This window comes from Streptomyces sp. NPDC059695 (assembly GCF_042733785.1).
Classification (GTDB): domain Bacteria; phylum Actinomycetota; class Actinomycetes; order Streptomycetales; family Streptomycetaceae; genus Streptomyces.
In genome coordinates, this window is sequence record NZ_JBHWFF010000058.1 from 12,955 (window position 1) to 30,222 (window position 17,268).

Sequence of the window (17,268 nt, forward strand, 5' to 3'; positions counted from 1 at the left end):
CTCCCCGCACACGGCGCGGACGCTCACTCCTTGCGGTACGCGTACGCCTCCGCGGCCGCCGCCGCCACCGCGTCGAGGTCCCCGCCGGCGCTCGCCGTGACCAGCGCGGCGACCGCGCCCTCGACGAACGGCGCGTCCACCAGGCGTGCGCCCTCCGGCAGTTCGTCGCCCTCGGCGAGCAGCGCCTTCACGGTGAGGACCGCGCTGCCCAGGTCCACGAGGAGCGCCACCCCGGCTCCCCGGTCGACGGCCTTCGCGGCCGCGCGGATCAGCTCGGAACTCGTGCCGAGCCCCCCGTCCGGGGTTCCGCCCGCCGGCAGCACCGGCGCCAGGCCGCCGCCCCCCGCCAGGCCTCGGGCCAGCTCGGCCACCGCCGTCGCGACCGCCGCGCTGTGCGAGACGAGCACGATGCCGACCGGGGCGGCGGTCCCGGGCGCGGGGCTCATCGCGCTCCCTGCGCGCGTGCGGTGTCGGCGAGCGCCGCGAACAGCAGCGCCGACGACGTCGCCCCCGGGTCCTGGTGGCCGATCGACCGCTCCCCGAGATAACTGGCCCGGCCCTTGCGCGCCTGGAGGGGTACGGTCGCGAGGGCGCCGTCCGCGGCGGCGGTCCGGGCCGCCTCGTACGAGCTCCGCAGCCCCTCGACGGCCGGCACGAGCGCGTCCAGCATCGTCTTGTCCCCGACCCGGGCACCGCCCAGCTGTGACACGGCGGCCACCCCGGCGTCGAGGGCCTCCGCCAACCGCACCCGGCTGACCTGCGCGTCCTCGCCCAGGGCCTTCCCCGCGCGCCGCAGCAGCGTCCCGTACAGCGGCCCCGAGGCGCCGCCGACCGTGGAGATCAGCTGCCGCCCGGCGGCGGTCAGCACCGCGCCCGGACTCTCCGGCGGCTCCTTGGCCAGGATCTCCGCCACGGCGGCGAAGCCCCGCCTCAGATTGGCGCCGTGGTCGGCGTCGCCGATGGCCGAGTCCAGCTCGGTGAGCCGGTCCGCCTCCCGGTCGACGTCCTCGGCCACCGCGGCCAGCCAGCGCACCAGGAACCCGGCGCCGAACGTCTCCGTCATGTCGCTCCCCATGCCCGATCCCGTCTCACCGGCCCCAGCGCAGCGCGGGCGTCTGCACCGGAGCGTCCCACAGACGCAGCAGCTCCTCGTCGACCTCGCACAGGGTCACCGAGCACCCGGCCATGTCGAGCGAGGTCACGTAGTTCCCGACCAGTGTCCTGGCCACCGGCACCCGCCGCTCGGCGAGCACCCGCTGCACCTCGGCGTTGAAGCCGTACAGCTCCAGGAGGGGCGTGGCGCCCATGCCGTTCACCAGGGCGATGACCGGCCCGGACGGCCGCAGGTCCTCGACGACGGCGTCCACGGCGAAGTCCGCGATCTCGCGCGAGGTCATCATGGGCCGCCGCTCCCGGCCCGGTTCGCCGTGGATGCCGATGCCCAACTCCAGCTCCCCCTCGGGGAGATCGAAGGTCGGACTGCCCTTGGCGGGGGTCGTGCAGGCGCTCAGGGCCACCCCGAAGGACCGGGACCGCTCGTCGACCCGGCGGGCGATCGACTCCACGCGCTCCAGCGGGGCGCCCTCCTCGGCGGCGGCGCCCGCGATCTTCTCCACGAACAGCGTGCCCCCGGTGCCGCGCCGGCCCGCCGTGTACAGACTGTCCGTCACCGCGACGTCGTCGTCGACGAGGACCTTGGCGACCTGGATGCCCTCGTCCTCGGCGAGCTCCGCGGCCATCTCGAAGTTCAGTACGTCGCCGGTGTAGTTCTTGACGACGAAGAGCACCCCGGCGCCGCTGTCGACGGCGGCCGCGGCCCGCACCATCTGATCGGGCACGGGTGAGGTGAAGACCTCCCCGGGGCACGCGGCCGCGAGCATCCCGTACCCCACGAACCCCCCGTGCAGGGGTTCGTGCCCGGACCCGCCGCCGGACACCAGCGCCACCTTCCCGGCCACGGGCGCGTCCCGCCGCACCACGACGCGCCGCTCGACATCCACGGTCAGCTCGGGATGCGCCGCGGCCATCCCCCGCAGCGCATCGGCGACGACGGTCTCGGGAACGTTGATCAGCATCCTCACGGATACCTCCTGGTGAGACTGGCAGGCATGTGACTGAGCAGGCTTTTCGCAGGTCAGAGGGGGTGATGTCGGTTCTTGTTATGGGCCGTTCGCGGCGCCCGGGGGCGGTCCCGAGCGGTACTGATGCCGACTTGCCGCCGACTTTCCTGACCACCCGTCAAGCTGGTCTGGGCGAGGTGCTCTTCGTACTCGTGCATGATGGCGCAATCATCCGCCTGGGAGGTGCGGTCGCGCACCGGTGCGTCGCGGCCGCCGGGTGGACCGCGCTGAAGGCCTCCGCTGGGGCGGCGGACCACTCCCCGCCGCAGCCTGAACCACCCGACCCGGCAGACCTTCCCGGTCACGGCACCAGGAGGAGGAGTGTGGGAGGAGGGGAGGCCACCGGGGCGTAATCGCGGCTTAAGGAGGGTGGGCGACGATGACGCGTTCACAGCGGAACCGATGCGAGGAGTGCAGGCATGACGGGGCTCACGGTCGACAGCGACGTGTGGATCAGGCGGTTCCATCCGCCCGCGGCGGGTGAGCCGGAGCGGACCCCGCTGGTCTGCTTTCCGCACGCGGGCGGGTCGGCCGCGTACTTTCACGGTCTCTCGGGGCTGTTGGCCCCCGCGGGGATCGAGGTGCTGGCCGTGCAGTACCCGGGACGCCTCGACCGCAGGAGCGAGGCCCCGATGAACGACGTGCGGGAGATCGCGGTCGCGGCTGTCGCCGCCCTGAGGCCCTGGGCGGATCGCCGGCCGGCGTACTTCGGACACAGCATGGGAGCCGCCGTCGCCTTCGAGGCGGCGCGGCTGAGCGAGCCCCGGCTGCTGTTCGCCTCCGGACGGCGCGCGCCCTCCACGCACCGGGCCGAGGCCTTCCACCTGCTCGACGACGACGCGCTGATCGCCGAGACGGCGCGGCTCAGCGGGGTCTCGGCGGAGCTGCTCGCCGACCCGGAGATGCGGGAGCTCGTCCTGCCGCCGCTGCGCGCCGACTACCGGGCCATCGAGACCTACCGCCCGGAGCCGGACGCCGCCGTCCGGCTGCCCGTCGAGGTGATCCTCGGCGACCGGGACCCGCGGGTGACCGAGGAGGAGGCCCGGGCCTGGCAGGCCCACACGACGGGGGAGTTCGGCTGCACCGTCGTGCCCGGCGGCGGGCACTTCTATCTGGCGGACCGCACCGAAGAGCTGGTCGCCCTGATCACGGGCAGGCTCACCAGGCCCTAGGGGGCCGGCGCACGTCGTCGTTCGGGCGGAGCCGTCAGCGTCGCGGTGGCCAGAGGCCGTCGATCATGACCGTCAGGACCGGATCGGCCTCGTCGGGGGCGTGCTCGCGCGTCCAGGCCGCCGCGGCGATCAGCGCGAACAGCTGGGCCGCCGAGATGTCGTCCCGCACCTCACCGGTCCGCTGCGCCCGCTCCAGGAGCTGCTGCCCGGACGACTGCATGGACGTACAGGCGTTGTTGAGCTCGGAGGTCTCGTCCTTGAGGCTGTCCATCAGCATGGTCACGAGCCCCCGGTAGGTCGTGGCGTGCGCCACGGCCGCCCGGACCCAGGTCGCGAGGGCCTCTCCGGCCGGCTGCGTGACCAGCAGTTCCCGTGCGGTGTCGCCGAGTTCGGAGAGGCTCTCCCTGAGCATCGTCTCCAGCAGCGCCTCCCGCGTGGGGAAGTGGCGGTACAGCGTCGCGTTGCCCAGCCCCGCCTGCTTGGCGATGTCGTCGAGCGAGGTGTGGATGCCGTGGGTGTCGAAGGCCTTGCTTGCCTCGGCCAGGAGCCGCTCGTAGTTGCGGCGGGCGTCTGCGCGCATCGTGCTGTCTTCTCCTCAGCCGTGCTCGAACGGTGCCGCCGCCGTAGCGACGGCGGCGGCACCATAAACGGGGTATAGCCCCGATTCTACCCTGCCTCTCCGCCGATCTCCCTGCTCAGCCGGGCTGCCAGCTCCGCGGGCGTCGGGTGGTCGAAGGCGAGCGTCGCCGCCAGCTCGAGCCCCGTCCCCTCCGCCAGCAGATTCCGCAGCTCAAGCCCGGTGAACGAGGTGAACCCCGCCTCCAGGAACGTGGCGTCCGGAGCGATCTCGGCGACGGTGTCGTGCCCGAGCACGGACGCCGCCGAGGACAGCACGAGCTCCAGGAGCTCCGCCTCCCGTTCCTCGGGCGCGAGCCCGATGAGATTCCGGCGCGGGACGGGGCCTCCAGGGGCATCGACGAGGTCGGAGTCGCCGTCCCGCGCCGGGGTCGAGTGGGCCGCCGGTTCCTCGGCCGGTCGTACGGCCGGGGCGTGCAGCCAGTAGGGACGCCGCTGGAAGGCGTACGGGGGAAGGGGCACCCGTCCGCCCGCCGGGGCGAGCGCGGCCCAGCTCACCGCGCGGCCGTGCGCCCAGGCCAGGCCGAGCGCCGAGAGCAGCGTCCGCGTCTCGGGCCGGTCTCCGCGCAGCGCCGGGACCAGGACCGGCGGTTCCTTGCGCAGGCTCTGCGCGGTGAGCGCCGCGAGGACACCGTCCGGGCCGAGCTCCAGGTACAGCCGGACCCCCTCGTCCTCCAGGTGCCGGACGCCCGGGTGGAAGCGGACCGCCTCGCGGACGTGCCGCACCCAGTAGTCGGGGTCGGCCAGTTCCCCGGCGCTCGCCGGCCTGCCGGTCAGGTTGGAGACCAGGGGGATCACCGGCGGCGCGAAGGACAGCTTCGCCACCGCCCGGCGGAACTCCTCCAGGATGCCGTCCATGTGGTGCGAGTGGAACGCGTGGCTCACCCGCAGCCGCTTGGTCTTGCGGCCCTGGGCCCGCCAGTGCGCCGTGGCCTCGGCGGCCGCGTCGGCGTCGCCCGAGACGACCACCGAACGGGGCCCGTTGACCGCCGCGATCGACAGCCGGCCCACGAAGCCCCGCGCGCCCTCCGAGTCTTCCGCGCCCTCCGAGTCTTCCGCGCCCTCCGCCAGGTAGGCCTCGACCTCCTCGGCGGAGGCCTGGAGCGACACCATGGCACCGTCGCCGCGCGCCGACTCCATGAGCCGGCCGCGGACGGCCACGAGCGCCACCCCGTCCTCCAGGGTCAGCACGCCCGCCGCGTACGCGGCGGCCAGTTCGCCCACCGAGTGCCCGATGACGAAGTCCGGCACCAGACCGTGGTGCTCCATCACCCGGAACAGGGCCGTCTCCAGCGCGAACAGGGCTGCCTGCGCGTACCGCGTGCGGTCGAGCAGCGCCGCCTCGGGCGTGCGGGGCGCCGCGAACACGACGTCCCGCAGGGGCCGGTCCAGGTGACGGTCGAACAGCCCGCACACCTCGTCGAAGGCGGCGGCGAACACCGGGTGGGAGCCGTACAGCTCGCGGCCCATGCCGAGGCGTTGGCTGCCCTGGCCGGTGAAGAGGAACGCGGTGCCCGCACGGCGCTCGGTCCTGCCCCGGACGACGGCCGGGGACCGGCCGCCGGACGCCAGGTCCTCCAGGCCGCGCAGCAGGGCCTCGCGGTCCTCGCCGAGCACGACGGCCCGGTCCTCCAGGGCCGGCCGGGCGGCCAGGGCCCGCGCCACCTCGGAGGCGGACGCCCCGGGGTGCTCCGTCAGATGGTCGAGCAGCCGCCGTGCCTGGGCGGCCGGGGCCCCCGAGCCGCGCCCGGACAGTGGCCAGGCGACCAGCGGGAGCCCGGTGCCGCCCTCCGCTCCCGAGGTCTCGTCGGACGGTTCCTCCGGTGCCTCCTCCAGGATCAGATGCGCGTTGGTGCCGCTGATCCCGAAGGAGGAGACGCCGGCCCGCCGGGGCCGGCCCTCCTCGGCCGGCCACGGACGGGGCGCGGACAGCAGCCGGACCGTGCCGTCCGACCAGTCCACGTGGGGGGTCGGCTCGTCCGCGTGCAGCGTGCGGGGCAGCACGCCGTTGCGCAGGGCCATCACCATCTTGATGACGCCGCCCACACCGGCCGCCGCCTGGGTGTGTCCGATGTTCGACTTGAGCGCGCCCAGCCACAGCGGCCGGTCGTCCGCCCGCTCCTGCCCGTAGGCGTTGATGAGGGCCTGGGCCTCGATGGGGTCGCCGAGCGTCGTGCCGGTGCCGTGCGCCTCGACGGCGTCGATGTCGGCGGGGGCCAGTCGGGCGTTGTCGAGGGCCTGCCGGATCACCGCCTCCTGGGCCGGCCCGTTGGGGGCGGTGAGCCCGTTGCTCGCCCCGTCCTGGTTGACGGCGCTGCCGCGGATGACGGCGAGGACCTCGTGGCCGTTGCGGCGGGCGTCGGACAGCCGCTCCAGGACGACCAGGGCCGCGCCCTCGCCGAACCCGGTGCCGTCGGCGCCGGCCGCGAAGGACTTGCAGCGGCCGTCGGCGGACAGGCCCCGCTGCCGGCTGAACTCGGTGAAGAGCCCGGGCGTCGACAGCACCGTCGCGCCGCCCGCCAGGGCGAGCGAGCACTCGCCCTGGCGCAGCGCCTGGACCGCCAGGTGGAGGGCGACCAGGGACGAGGAGCAGGCGGTGTCGACGGTGACGGACGGGCCCTCGAAGCCGAAGGTGTACGAGATGCGGCCGGTGGCGACCGACGGTGCGGTGCCGTTGCCGATGAAGCCCTCCACCTCCTGCGGGATGCGGGGGAGCCGAGCCGCGTAGTCGCTGTACATAAGGCCCGCGAAGACCGCCGTCCGGCTGCCCCGCAGCTCGCGCGGGTCGAGACCGGCCTGTTCCAGCGCCTCCCACGCGGTCTCCAGGAGCTGCCGGTGCTGCGGGTCGGTGGCCAGCGCCTCGCGCGGGCCGAGCCCGAAGAAGCCCGCGTCGAACTCGGTGGCGTCCGGCAGGAAGCCGCCGTTGCGGGTGTACGAGGTGCCCGAGCGGTCCGGGTCCGCGTCGTACAGCGCGTCGAGGTCCCAGCCGCGGTCGTCCGGGAAGCCGCCGATGGCGTCGGTGCCGGAGTCCACGACCCGCCAGAGGTCCTCGGGGCCGCGCACGCCGCCGGGGTAGCGGCAGCCGATGCCGACCACGGCGATCGGCTCCCGGGCCGCGGACTCGGCCTCGGCGAGCTTCTGCCGCGTCTCGTGCAGTTCGGCGGTCATCCACTTGAGGTACTCGACCAGCCGCTCCTCCTGGGAGGCGGGCTCGGCGGCGGAGCCCGCCCCCGTGGTGCCGTCTGTCGTCGGCGTCGTCGTCACTTCGACCGGGCCTTCCTGCCGAATTCGCTGTCGATGAGATCGAGGAGGTCGCTCGTCGAGGCGGACTTGATCCGGCCGGCCACGTCCTCGGGGCCCGCCGTCGGGGCCGCCGCCGAGGCCTCAAGGCCGTCGAGCAGCTCCCGCAGTCGCCTGCCGACCTCCGTACGGGTGTCGGTGTCCGTCTCCGGCGTGAGGGCGAGCGCCTTCTCCAGGGCGTCGAGCCCGGCGAGCGGGCCGGAGCCGGCGGCCGCGTCCGTGCCGGAAGCGTCCGAGGCCTTCGCCGCGGCCTCCTCCGCCCGGGTGCGCAGCAGCGTGGCCAGCGCGGCCGGCGACGGGTGGTCGAAGACCACGGTCGCGGGCAGCCGCAGCCCGGTGGCGGCGCTCAGCCGGTTGCGGAACTCCACCGCCGTCAGGGAGTCGAAGCCGAGCTCCTTGAACGAGTGCTCGTCGTCGATGAGGCCGGTGTCGCTGTGGCCGAGGACGAGCGCGGCGGTCTCCCGCACCAGGTCGAGGACCAGGCGCTCCCGGTCCTTCTCCGGCACCTGGCCGAGGCGCTCGGCCAGGGAGCCCGACGGGGTCGCGGCGGCGGCGCGGCGCGCGGGCGCCGGTACGAGTCCGCGGAACAGCGCCGGCAGGAGTCCGGCCCCGGCGCGGCGCCGGAGTCCGGCGCGGTCCAGCCGCGCGGCGACGACGGCGGCCGGCGCGCCGGCCAGGGCGCGGTCGAGGAGGGCGAGCCCGTCCTCGGCCGCCAGGGGTTCGACGCCGTCGCGGCCGAGCCGGTCGCGTTCCCGCCCGTCGAGGTGACCCGTCAGCGCGCTGCCGTCGGCCCACAGACCCCAGGCCAGCGACAGCGCCGGGAGGCCGAGGGCCCGGCGGCGTACGGCCAGACCGTCCAGCAGGGCGTTGGCGGCGGCGTAGTTGCCCTGTCCCGCGTTGCCCACCACGCCCGCGAGCGAGGAGAACAGGACGAACGCGGCGAGCGGCAGCTCGCGGGTGAGGTCGTGCAGGTGCAGGGCCGCGTCCGCCTTGGCGGAGAGCACCGTGTCGAGCCGCTCCGGGGTCAGCGACGGCAGGACGCCGTCGTCCAGGACGCCCGCCGCGTGCACGACCGCCGTGAGCGGGCGGTCCGCGGGGATCCCGGCGAGCAGCGCGGCCAGCGCGTCGCGGTCGCCCGCGTCGCAGGCCTCGATCCGGACCTCGGCGCCCAGCGCGGTGAGTTCGGCGGCGAGTTCCGCGGCACCCGGGGCGGCGGGTCCCCGCCGGCCGGTGAGCAGCAGATGCCGGACGCCGTGCCCGGTGACGAGCCGGCGGGCGACGAGCCCGCCGAGGGTGCCGGTGCCGCCGGTGACCAGGACGGTGCCGGCCGGGTCCCACGGCCGGGCCGCGGCTCCCGCGTCGGGCGCCGACGTGTCCGGCAGCGCGGCCAGCCGGGGCGCGTACCAGGTGCCCTCGCGCAGGGCGAGTTCGCTCTCGGCGGGACCGGTTCCCGAGGCCAGGGCGCGCAGGGAGGCGTCCGTGCCGTCGTGGTCCACCAGCGCGATCCGGTCCGGGTTCTCGCTCCGCGCGGTGCGCAGCAGCCCCCACGCGGCGGCGGCCACCGGGTCGACGGTGTCGCCGTCCCGTGCCGCGACCGCGCCGCGCGCCGCCACCAGGAGGCGTCCGGCGGCGAGGTGCTCGTCGGCCTGCCAGTCGCGCAGCAGCGCGAGCAGCGGGTCGAGCACGGCCCGGACACCGGCCCCCGTCGCGAGGGTGCCGGTCACGCCCGGGGGCTCCTCGGCCGCCGGAAGGACGGCGAGGACGGTGTCCGGCAGGCGCAGCGAGCCGTCGGCCACGGCCGCGCGGAGCTCGGTCGCGTCGGCGAACACGGGCGCGTCGCCGAGCGCCGCGGCGAACGCGTCGCCGTGCTTCCCGAGCACCGCCCACGTGCCCACGGCCGGTGCGGTGGGCGCGGCGGCGGTCGTCCAGTCGACCGTGTACAGCGGGAGGTCCGCAGCGCCGCCCGAGCGGAGCGCGGCCAGCTCGGCGGCCGGCAGCGGACGCAGGGCCAGCGTCTCGACCTCGGCGACGGGTGCGCCGTCCGTGTCGGTGAGCCGCAGGGCGACGGAGCTTTCGCCGGTCCTGGTCAGCCGCACCCGCAGCGCCTTCGCGCCGGTGCGGTGCAGCCGTACGCCGCCGAAGGAGAACGGCAGCAGGATCTCCGCGGAGTCCCCGGAGCCGTCCCGGCCGGCCGGCGCGAGCGCCAGCGGGTGCAGCGCGGCGTCGAGCAGCGCCGGGTGGAGGGAGTGGCCGGCGGTGGCGGTGTCCTCGGGCAGCGACACCTCGGCGTACAGGTCGTCGCCGTCGCGCCAGAGCGCGGTGAGGCCCTGGAACAGCGGCCCGTACGCGTAGCCGCGGGCGAGCAGCTCGCCGTACGCGTCGCCGAGGTCGACCGGCTCCCCGGCCGGCGGCCAGACCGGCTGCCCGGCGGAGGCGCCGTCGGCCGGGCCGGTGGCCGGGGCGGCGCCGAGCAGGCCGGTCGCGTGCCGGAGCCAGTCCGCGTCGTCGCCCGTCCGGGAGTGGACGCCCAGCGCCCTGCGGCCCGCCTCGTCCGGTGCGCCGACCGTCACCTGGAGCACCGTCGCGCCCTGTTCGGCGAGGGTCAGCGGGGCTTCCAGAGTGAGGTCCTCGACGCCGTCCGCGCCGGTGCGGTCCGCCGCGTGCAGCGCCAGGTCGAGGAAGCCGGTGCCCGGCAGCAGCGCCGTGCCCTCCACCGCGTGCTCGGCGAGCCAGGGGTGGGTCCGCAGCGAGACCCGGCCGGTGAACACGACCTGGCCGGAGTCGGCGAGCGGGACGCTCGCGCCGAGCAGCGGATGCCCGGCCGTGTCGAGGCCGAGGCCGTCCGCGTCGACGGCCCCGCCGGTGCCCTCCAGCCAGTAGCGCTGCCGCTGGAACGGGTACGTGGGCGGCCCCGCCGGGTCCGCGGGCGGCAGCGAGGGCCGCCATGCCGCGGGCGAGGTGCCGGTGACGTGCGCCTCGGCCAGCGAGGTGCCGAAGCGGTCGAGGCCGCCCTGGTCACGGCGGAGCGTGCCGAGCGCGGCCGCCGCGGCGCCCGCCTCCTCCGCCGTGTCCTGGATCGCGGGCACGAGCACGGGGTGCGCGCTGGCCTCGATGAAGGTGGTGTGCCCGGCGGCGAGCAGCCCGCGCACGGTCTCCTCGAAGAGCACCGGCTCGCGCAGGTTGCGCACCCAGTAGTCGACGGTGAGCTCGGTGCCCGCGAGCGGGCCGCGCGTGACCGTGGACCAGAACGGCACGTCCGTGGCGCGGGGTTCGATCCCGGCGAGCAGCTCACGCAGCTCGTCGCGGAGCGCGTCGACGTGCGGGGAGTGCGAGGCGTAGTCGACGGGGATCATCCTGGCCCGGACGCCCTCGCCGGTGAACGTCTCCTTGAGCGTCTCCAGGGCCTGGGGGGCACCCGAGACGACCGTGAGGGCGGGGCCGTTGACGGCGGCGACGTACGTGTCGTCGATCAGCCGCTCCCGTACGACGCCGGCGGGCAGCTGCACCGACAGCATGCCGCCGGTGCCCGCGAGCCGGGTGATGGCCCGGCTGCGCAGCGCGGCGATCCGGGCGGCGTCGGCGAGCGTGAGGGCGCCCGCCAGGTATGCGGCGGCGATCTCCCCCTGGGAGTGGCCGATGACCGCGGCGGGCTCGACGCCGTGACGGCGCCAGAGCCGGGCGAGCGAGACCATCATCGCGAACAGCGCGGGCTGTACGACGTCGACCCGGTCGAGCGGGGCGGCGTCGGGGTCGCCCGCGAGGACCGCCGTCAGGTCCCAGTCCGTGTGCGGGGCGAGCGCGTCGGCGCACTCCCGCACGTAACCGGCGAAGTCCTCGCTGTCCCGCATCAGGGCGCGGCCCATGGCGAGCCACTGGCTGCCCTGGCCGGGGAAGACGAACACGGCGCGGCCGGGCTCGTGGCCCACCGTCGTGCCCGTCACCAGGCCGGGCACCTCCCTGCCCGCGGCGAGGGCGTCGAGGGCGGTGAGCAGTGTCTCGTGGTCGTCGGCCGTGATGACGGCGCGGTGGTCGAAGCGGGTGCGGGCGGCGAGGGTGGCGGCGACCTGTGAGGCGGGGGTCTCGGGGTGTTCCGTGGTGTAGGTGTGGAGCAGGCGGGCCTGTTCGCGCAGGGCCTGCTCGCTCTTGGCGGACAACAGCCAGGGCAGGTGGGGGAGTTCTTCTTGGGGAGTCGTGTCGGTCTCTTCCGGTGCCTGCTCGATGATGACGTGGGCGTTGGTGCCGCTGATGCCGAAGGAGGAGACGCCCGCCCGGCGCGGCTCGTCGCCCGTCGTGTGCCACGCCTGTTCCTCGGTGAGCAGGCGCACGGTGCCGTCCGACCAGTCGACGTGCGTCGTCGGCCGCTCGACGTGGAGCGTCTTCGGCAGCCGGCCGTTCCGCATCGCCATCACCATCTTGATGACGCCGCCGACACCGGCCGCCGCCATCGTGTGGCCGATGTTGGACTTCAACGAGCCTAGCCAGAGGGGGTGTTCGGCGTCGCGCTCGCTTCCGTACGTGTTGATCAGGGCCTGCGCCTCGATCGGGTCGCCGAGCCGGGTGCCGGTGCCGTGCGCCTCGACGGCGTCGACCTGGTCGGCGGTCAGGCGCGCGTTCGCCAGGGCCTGACGGATCACCCGCTCCTGCGAGGGACCGTTCGGCGCGGACAGGCCGTTGCTCGCGCCGTCCTGGTTGGTGGCCGTGCCCCGCACCAGGGCGAGGACCGGATGGCCGTTGCGGCGCGCGTCGGACAGCCGCTCCAGGAGCAGCAGACCCGCGCCCTCGCCCCAGCCGGTGCCGTCCGCCGCGTCCGAGAAGGCCTTGGCGTGACCGTCGGGCGACAGCGCCCGCTGGCGGCTGAACTCGACGAAGCTCGTCGGGCCCGCGAGGACGGTCGCGCCGCCCGCCAGGGCCAGGGAGCACTCGCCCTGCCGCAGCGACTGCGCGGCCAGGTGCAGCGCCACCAGCGACGACGAGCACGCCGTGTCCACGGAGACCGCGGGGCCCTCGAGACCGAAGGAGTAGGCGATGCGGCCGGAGGCCACGCTCGCCGTGGTGCCGGTCGCCAGATAGCCCTCGACCGCCTCCGGCGCCGTCCCGAGCCGGGTCACGTAGTCGCCGGCGACGACGCCCGCGAACACGCCCGTGTCACTGCCCCGCAGCGCCGTCGGGTCGATCCCGGCCCGCTCCACGGCCTCCCACGCCGTCTCCAGGAGGAGCCGCTGCTGCGGGTCCATGGCCGTCGCCTCGCGCGGGTTGATCCCGAAGAAGGCCGCGTCGAAACGGTCGGCGCCGGTGAGGAACGCGCCGTGCCGCGTGTACGAGGTGCCGGACCGGGTCGGATCGGGGTCGTACAGCGCCTCCGTGTCCCAGCCGCGGTCCTCGGGGAACGCGGTCACCGCGTCCGTACCGGACAGCACGAGCCGCCACAGGTCCTCGGGCGAGGCGACACCGCCCGCGTAGCGGCAGGCCATCCCGACGATGGCGATCGGGTCGTCGTCGGCCGCGACCGCGGCCGGCGTCGCGCGCCGGGCGGCCGGAGCGGTGGCCGGCTCGGCGTCGCCGAACAGACCGGTGCGCAGGTGCGCCGCGAGGGCGGCCGGCGTCGGGTGGTCGAAGACCAGCGACGACGGCAGCCGCAGGCCGGTGGCCGCGTTGAGCCGGTTGCGCAGCTCGACCGCCGTCAGCGAGTCGAAGCCGACGTCCTTGAACGCCCGCTCCGGGGCGAGGGTGTCTCCGGCGCCGTGCCCGAGCACCGCCGCCGCCTCGGCCCGCACCAGCGCGAGGAGCTGCCGGTCGCGCTCGGCCGCGTCGACGGCCGCGAGCCGCTCCGCGAGCGAGCCGGCACCCGTCGGGGCCGTACGCCCCGCCGCGGCGCGCCGGGTGCGCGAGCGCACCAGACCGCGCAGCAGCGGAGGCAGGCCGCCCGCCTCGGCGCGGGCCCGCAGCGCGGACGCGTCGAGCCGCAGCGGGACGAGCAGCGGCTCGTCCGTGGTCAGCGCCTCGTCGAACAGCGCCAGGCCCTGCTCGGGGTCGATCGGCGCGAGCCCCGCGCCCGCGAGCCGGGCCAGGTCGCCCGCGTCGAGGGCACCGGCCATGCCGCCGCCGTCCGCCGACCCCTCCGCGCCCCACAGACCCCAGGCGAGCGAGACGCCCGGCAGTCCGTTGGAGCGGTGGTAGGCGGCGAGGCCGTCCATGAAGGAGTTGGTGGCCGCGTAGTTGGACTGCCCGGCGTTGCCGATGACCCCGGCGAACGACGAGAACATCACGTACGCGGACAGGTCCAGGTCGTGGATCTCGTTCGTGATCAGCCAGGCCGCGTCCTGCTTGGAGCGCGCCACGACGTCGAGCCGCTCCGGCGTCATCGACTCGATCGTGCCGTCGTCGAGCACACCGGCCGTGTGCACGACGGCGGTCAGCGGGTGCGCCGGGTCGACCGACGCGAACAGCCGCCGCACCGACGCCGCGTCGCCCGTGTCGCAGGCGACGACGGTGGCCCGGGCGCCGAGCTCCGCGAGCTCGGCGACCAGCGCGTCGGCGCCCGGAGCCCCGGGACCGCGCCGACTGGTCAGGAGCAGGTGCCGGACCCCGTGCCGGGTGGCCAGGTGACGGGCGACGAGCCGCCCGAGGGTGCCGGTGGCACCGGTCACGAGGGCCGTGCCGTCGGCGTCCAGGGCGCGCGGGAGGGTCAGGACCACCTTGCCCGTGTGCCGGGCCTGCCCGAGGTGCCGGAAGGCGTCCCGGGCCCGCCGCACGTCCCAGGCCTCCACCGGAAGTGGTCCGAGCCGGCCCGTCTCGAACAGTGAGAGCAGCTCGGCCAGCATCTCCCGGATCCGGTCGGGACCGGCCTCCATGAGGTCGAACGAGCGGTAGACCACACCGGGGTGCGCCTCGGCCACCTGCTCGGGGTCGCGGATGTCGGCCTTGCCCATCTCGACGAACCGGCCGCCGCGCGGCAGGAGCCGCAGCGACGCGTCGACGTACTCGCCGACGAGCGCGTCGAGGACCACGTCCACGCCACGGCCCTCCGTGGCGGCCAGGACCTCCCGCTCGAAGTCGAGGGTGCGGGAGTTCGCCAGGTGGGCGTCGTCGAAGCCCTGGAAACGCAGCGCGTCCCACTTGCCGGGCGAGGCCGTGCCGTAGACCTCCAGGCCCAGGGCACGGGCGATCTGCGTCGCGGCCATGCCGACACCGCCCGCGGCGGCGTGGATCAGCGCCGTCTGCCCGGCGCGGGCGTCGGCCAGGTCGGTCAGCGCGTACAGGGCGGTCAGGAACACCACCGGCGTCGCGGCGGCCTGGGTGAACGACCAGCCGGCCGGCACCCGGGAGAGCAGCCGGTGGTCGGTGACCGCGACCGGTCCGGCCGCGCCCTCGGTGAACAGGCCCATCACCCGGTCGCCGGGCGCGAGGCCGACGACGCCGGGGCCGGTCTCCAGGACGTATCCGGCGCCCTCGCTGGCGATCGGCGCCTCGCCCGGGTACTGGCCGAGGGTGATCAGGACGTCGCGGAAGTTCAGGCCCGCGGCTCGCACCTCGACCCGCACCTGCCCCGGGGCGAGGGGCGTGTCGGGCGCCTCGGCGGGCAGCAGCGCCAGGTTCTCCAGGGTGCCCTTGGCCGTCGCGCCGAGCCGCCAGTTCGCCTCGCCCGCCGGGACGGCGAGGCGCCCTTCGGGCGCGTTCGGCGTCAGCCGGGCGGCGAGCACGGTGCCGCGGCGCAGCGCGAGCTGCGTCTCCTCGGGCGTGTCGAGCACGCTGCCGAGCGACCGGTACGAGGCCTCGTCCCGGTCGACGTCGACCAGCAGGAAGCGGCCCGGGTGCTCGGTCTGCGCGGAGCGCACCAGACCCCACACGGCCAGGCTCTGGTCCCGGATCGACTCGTCGTGGCGGGTGGAGATGGCGTTGCGGGTGACGACGACCATCCGCGAGTCGGCGAACCGCTCGTCGGAGAGCCAGCGCTGGATCAGCCCCAGCATCCGGTGCGGCGCCTCACGGGCGATCGCCACGGGGTCGTACGTGCCCCGGGGCGGGCGTCCCGGCGTGAACGGCACCAGGACGTCGGCCGGAAGGGGCCCTTCGGCGGCGGCCAGCGCGTCGAGGTCGGCGTACCGCACGGCACCCTCACCGAGGGCGTCGGCGACGCCGATGACATCGGGGCCGACCACCGCGCGCAGGGGCGCGGCGGCAGCCGTCGCGTCGTCCGTACGGGCCTCGGCGCCGGGCACGGGCCGCCAGTCGACCCGGTACAGGGCGTGCGAGCCGTCGCCGGAGGCGGCGGTCGCGGCACCGATGTCGGCCGGGCGGATGAGGAGGGCGCCGACGTCGACGACGGGACCGCCCTCGGGGTCGTCGGCGGTCAGCGTGACCGTGTCGGCTCCGGTCCGGGCCAGCCGGACGCGCAGCCGGCCGGCGCCGGTCGCGTGCAGCGTGACGTCGGACCAGCTGAACGGCAGCCGCACCGTCTCCGGGGTGCCGCCCACCAGGTCCAGCAGCAGCGGGTGGAGCGCGGCGTCGAGGAGCGCGGGGTGCACGGGGTGACCGAGGGCGTCGGTCTCCTCGGGGAGCGCGATCTCGGCGTACAGGTCCTCGCCGTCGCGCCAGGCCGCCGTGAGGCCCTGGAAGGCGGGGCCGTACGCGTAGCCCTGGGCGTGCAGCTCCTCGTAGAGACCGGTCAGGTCCGCCTGCTCGCCCGGCGGCGGCCACGGCAGGGACGCGCGGTCCGTCCCGGAGCCGGCCGCGACCGCGGACAGGCTGCCGGAGGCGTGCCGGGTCCAGGACTCGGCGTCCTCGCCGCGCGCGTGGACGGTGAACGCCCGGCGGTCGGACCCGGCCGCCGCGTCGACCACCAGCTGCAGCTCCACCGAACCCTTCTCGCGCAGGACGAGGGGTGCTTCGAGGGTGAGGTCCTCCAGGACCGGCGTGTCCGTCAGCCCGGCGGCGTGGAGGGCCAGGTCGGCGAAGGCCGTGCCGGGCAGCAGGACCGTGCCGGCGATGGTGTGGTCGGCGAGCCAGGGGTGGGTGCGCAGCGAGATCCGGCCGGTGAGGACCAGCTGGTCGCTGTCGGCGAGCGTGACCAGGGCACCCAGGAACGGGTGCCCGGCGGAGACGAGCCCGGCGGACCGCACGTCGGTCCCGGCCGCGTTCGTCCGCTCGACCCAGTAGTGCTCGTGCTGGAAGGGGTAGGTGGGCAGGCCCTCGGGGATGCGGGTGGGGGTGGGGTGCTGCCAGGTGGTGGGCGTGTGGCCCGCGGTGTGGAGACGGGCGAGCGCCGTGGCCAGGGTCGTGGACTCGGGGGCGTTCTTGCGCAGGGTGGGCGCGAGGACGGCGGGCTGGGTGAGGGAGTCCTGGGCGAGGGCGGTGAGGGTGGCGTCGGGGCCGAGTTCGAGGTAGCGGGTGGTGCCGCCTGCTTCGAGGTGCTGGATTCCGGGGTGGAAGCGGACGGCTTCTCGGATGTGGCGGGCCCAGTAGTCGGGGGTGGTGAGGTCGTCGCCGGTGGCGGGCAGGCCGGTGACGTTGGAGATGACGGGGATCTTCGGGGCGTGGAAGGTGAGGCCGCTGATCGCGGTCCGGAACTCCTCCAGGACCTCGTCCATGTGGGCCGAGTGGAAGGCGTGGCTGACCGTCAGGCGCTTGGCGCGGCGACCGAGGCCGGTCCAGTGCGCGAGGGCCTCGGCGACGGCGTCCTCGTCACCCGAGAGCACCGTCGCGTCGGGGCCGTTGAGCGCAGCGACGGTCAGTCGTCCCTCGTGCGCGGCAAGGAAGGACGCGACCTCGTCCTCGGTGGCTTGGACGGCGAGCATGGCGCCGTCGTTGCGGGCGGTTTGCATGAGGCGGCCGCGGGTGGCGACGAGGGTGACGGCGTCGTCGAGGTCGAGGACGCCGGCGGCGTGGGCGGCGGCTATTTCGCCGATGGAGTGGCCGATCAGCGCGTCGGGGGTGATGCCCCGGGTTTCCAGGGTGCGGTGGAGTGCGGTCTGGAGGGTGAAGAGGGCTGCTTGGGTGTACTGGGTCTGGTGGAGGGTGGTGGGGTCCTCGTCCCAGATGAC

The 17,268-nt window shown here is 75.5% G+C and carries 7 protein-coding genes; 1 reads left to right on the forward strand and 6 read right to left on the reverse strand.

All coding sequences use genetic code 11. The features are described from left to right. Positions 1-23: 23 nt before the first annotated feature. From ACFV2S_RS36565 to dhaK, 3 genes are read right to left on the reverse strand one after another with little or no spacing between them, the layout of a single operon-like run. A complete protein-coding gene (locus ACFV2S_RS36565) occupies positions 24-446 on the reverse strand; it encodes a PTS-dependent dihydroxyacetone kinase phosphotransferase subunit DhaM (RefSeq protein WP_385570192.1) in 423 nt (140 codons plus the stop codon). Beyond that, positions 443-1,063, reverse strand: coding sequence for a dihydroxyacetone kinase subunit DhaL (gene dhaL, locus ACFV2S_RS36570; RefSeq protein ID WP_385570195.1), 621 nt, complete (start codon positions 1,061-1,063; stop codon positions 443-445). The genes ACFV2S_RS36565 and dhaL overlap by 4 nt, the downstream gene beginning before the upstream one ends. Positions 1,064-1,088: 25 nt before the next feature. Further along, the gene (gene dhaK / locus ACFV2S_RS36575) at positions 1,089-2,081 is read right to left on the reverse strand and encodes a dihydroxyacetone kinase subunit DhaK (protein ID WP_383791691.1); all 993 of its coding nucleotides are present in this window, start codon (positions 2,079-2,081) and stop codon (positions 1,089-1,091) included. A 458-nt stretch (positions 2,082-2,539) separates the two neighbouring features. Between dhaK and ACFV2S_RS36580 the strand changes: the two genes are divergently transcribed. Next, a complete protein-coding gene (locus tag ACFV2S_RS36580; protein ID WP_385570200.1) occupies positions 2,540-3,292 on the forward strand; it encodes a thioesterase II family protein in 753 nt (250 codons plus the stop codon). Between the two features lie 34 nt (positions 3,293-3,326). Here the strand turns inward: ACFV2S_RS36580 and ACFV2S_RS36585 are convergent, their stop codons facing one another. The 3 genes from ACFV2S_RS36585 to ACFV2S_RS36595 all read right to left on the reverse strand — a co-directional run bounded on the left by ACFV2S_RS36585 (position 3,327) and on the right by ACFV2S_RS36595 (position 17,265). Next, a complete protein-coding gene (locus ACFV2S_RS36585; protein ID WP_383791673.1) occupies positions 3,327-3,872 on the reverse strand; it encodes a TetR/AcrR family transcriptional regulator in 546 nt (181 codons plus the stop codon). An 86-nt stretch (positions 3,873-3,958) separates the two neighbouring features. Continuing rightward, complete coding sequence (locus ACFV2S_RS36590) at positions 3,959-7,192, reverse strand: type I polyketide synthase (protein ID WP_385570206.1); 3,234 nt, start codon at positions 7,190-7,192, stop codon at positions 3,959-3,961. Next, positions 7,189-17,265, reverse strand: coding sequence for an SDR family NAD(P)-dependent oxidoreductase (locus ACFV2S_RS36595; RefSeq protein WP_385570209.1), 10,077 nt, complete (start codon positions 17,263-17,265; stop codon positions 7,189-7,191). The genes ACFV2S_RS36590 and ACFV2S_RS36595 overlap by 4 nt, the downstream gene beginning before the upstream one ends. Between the last annotated feature and the right edge of the window lie 3 nt (positions 17,266-17,268).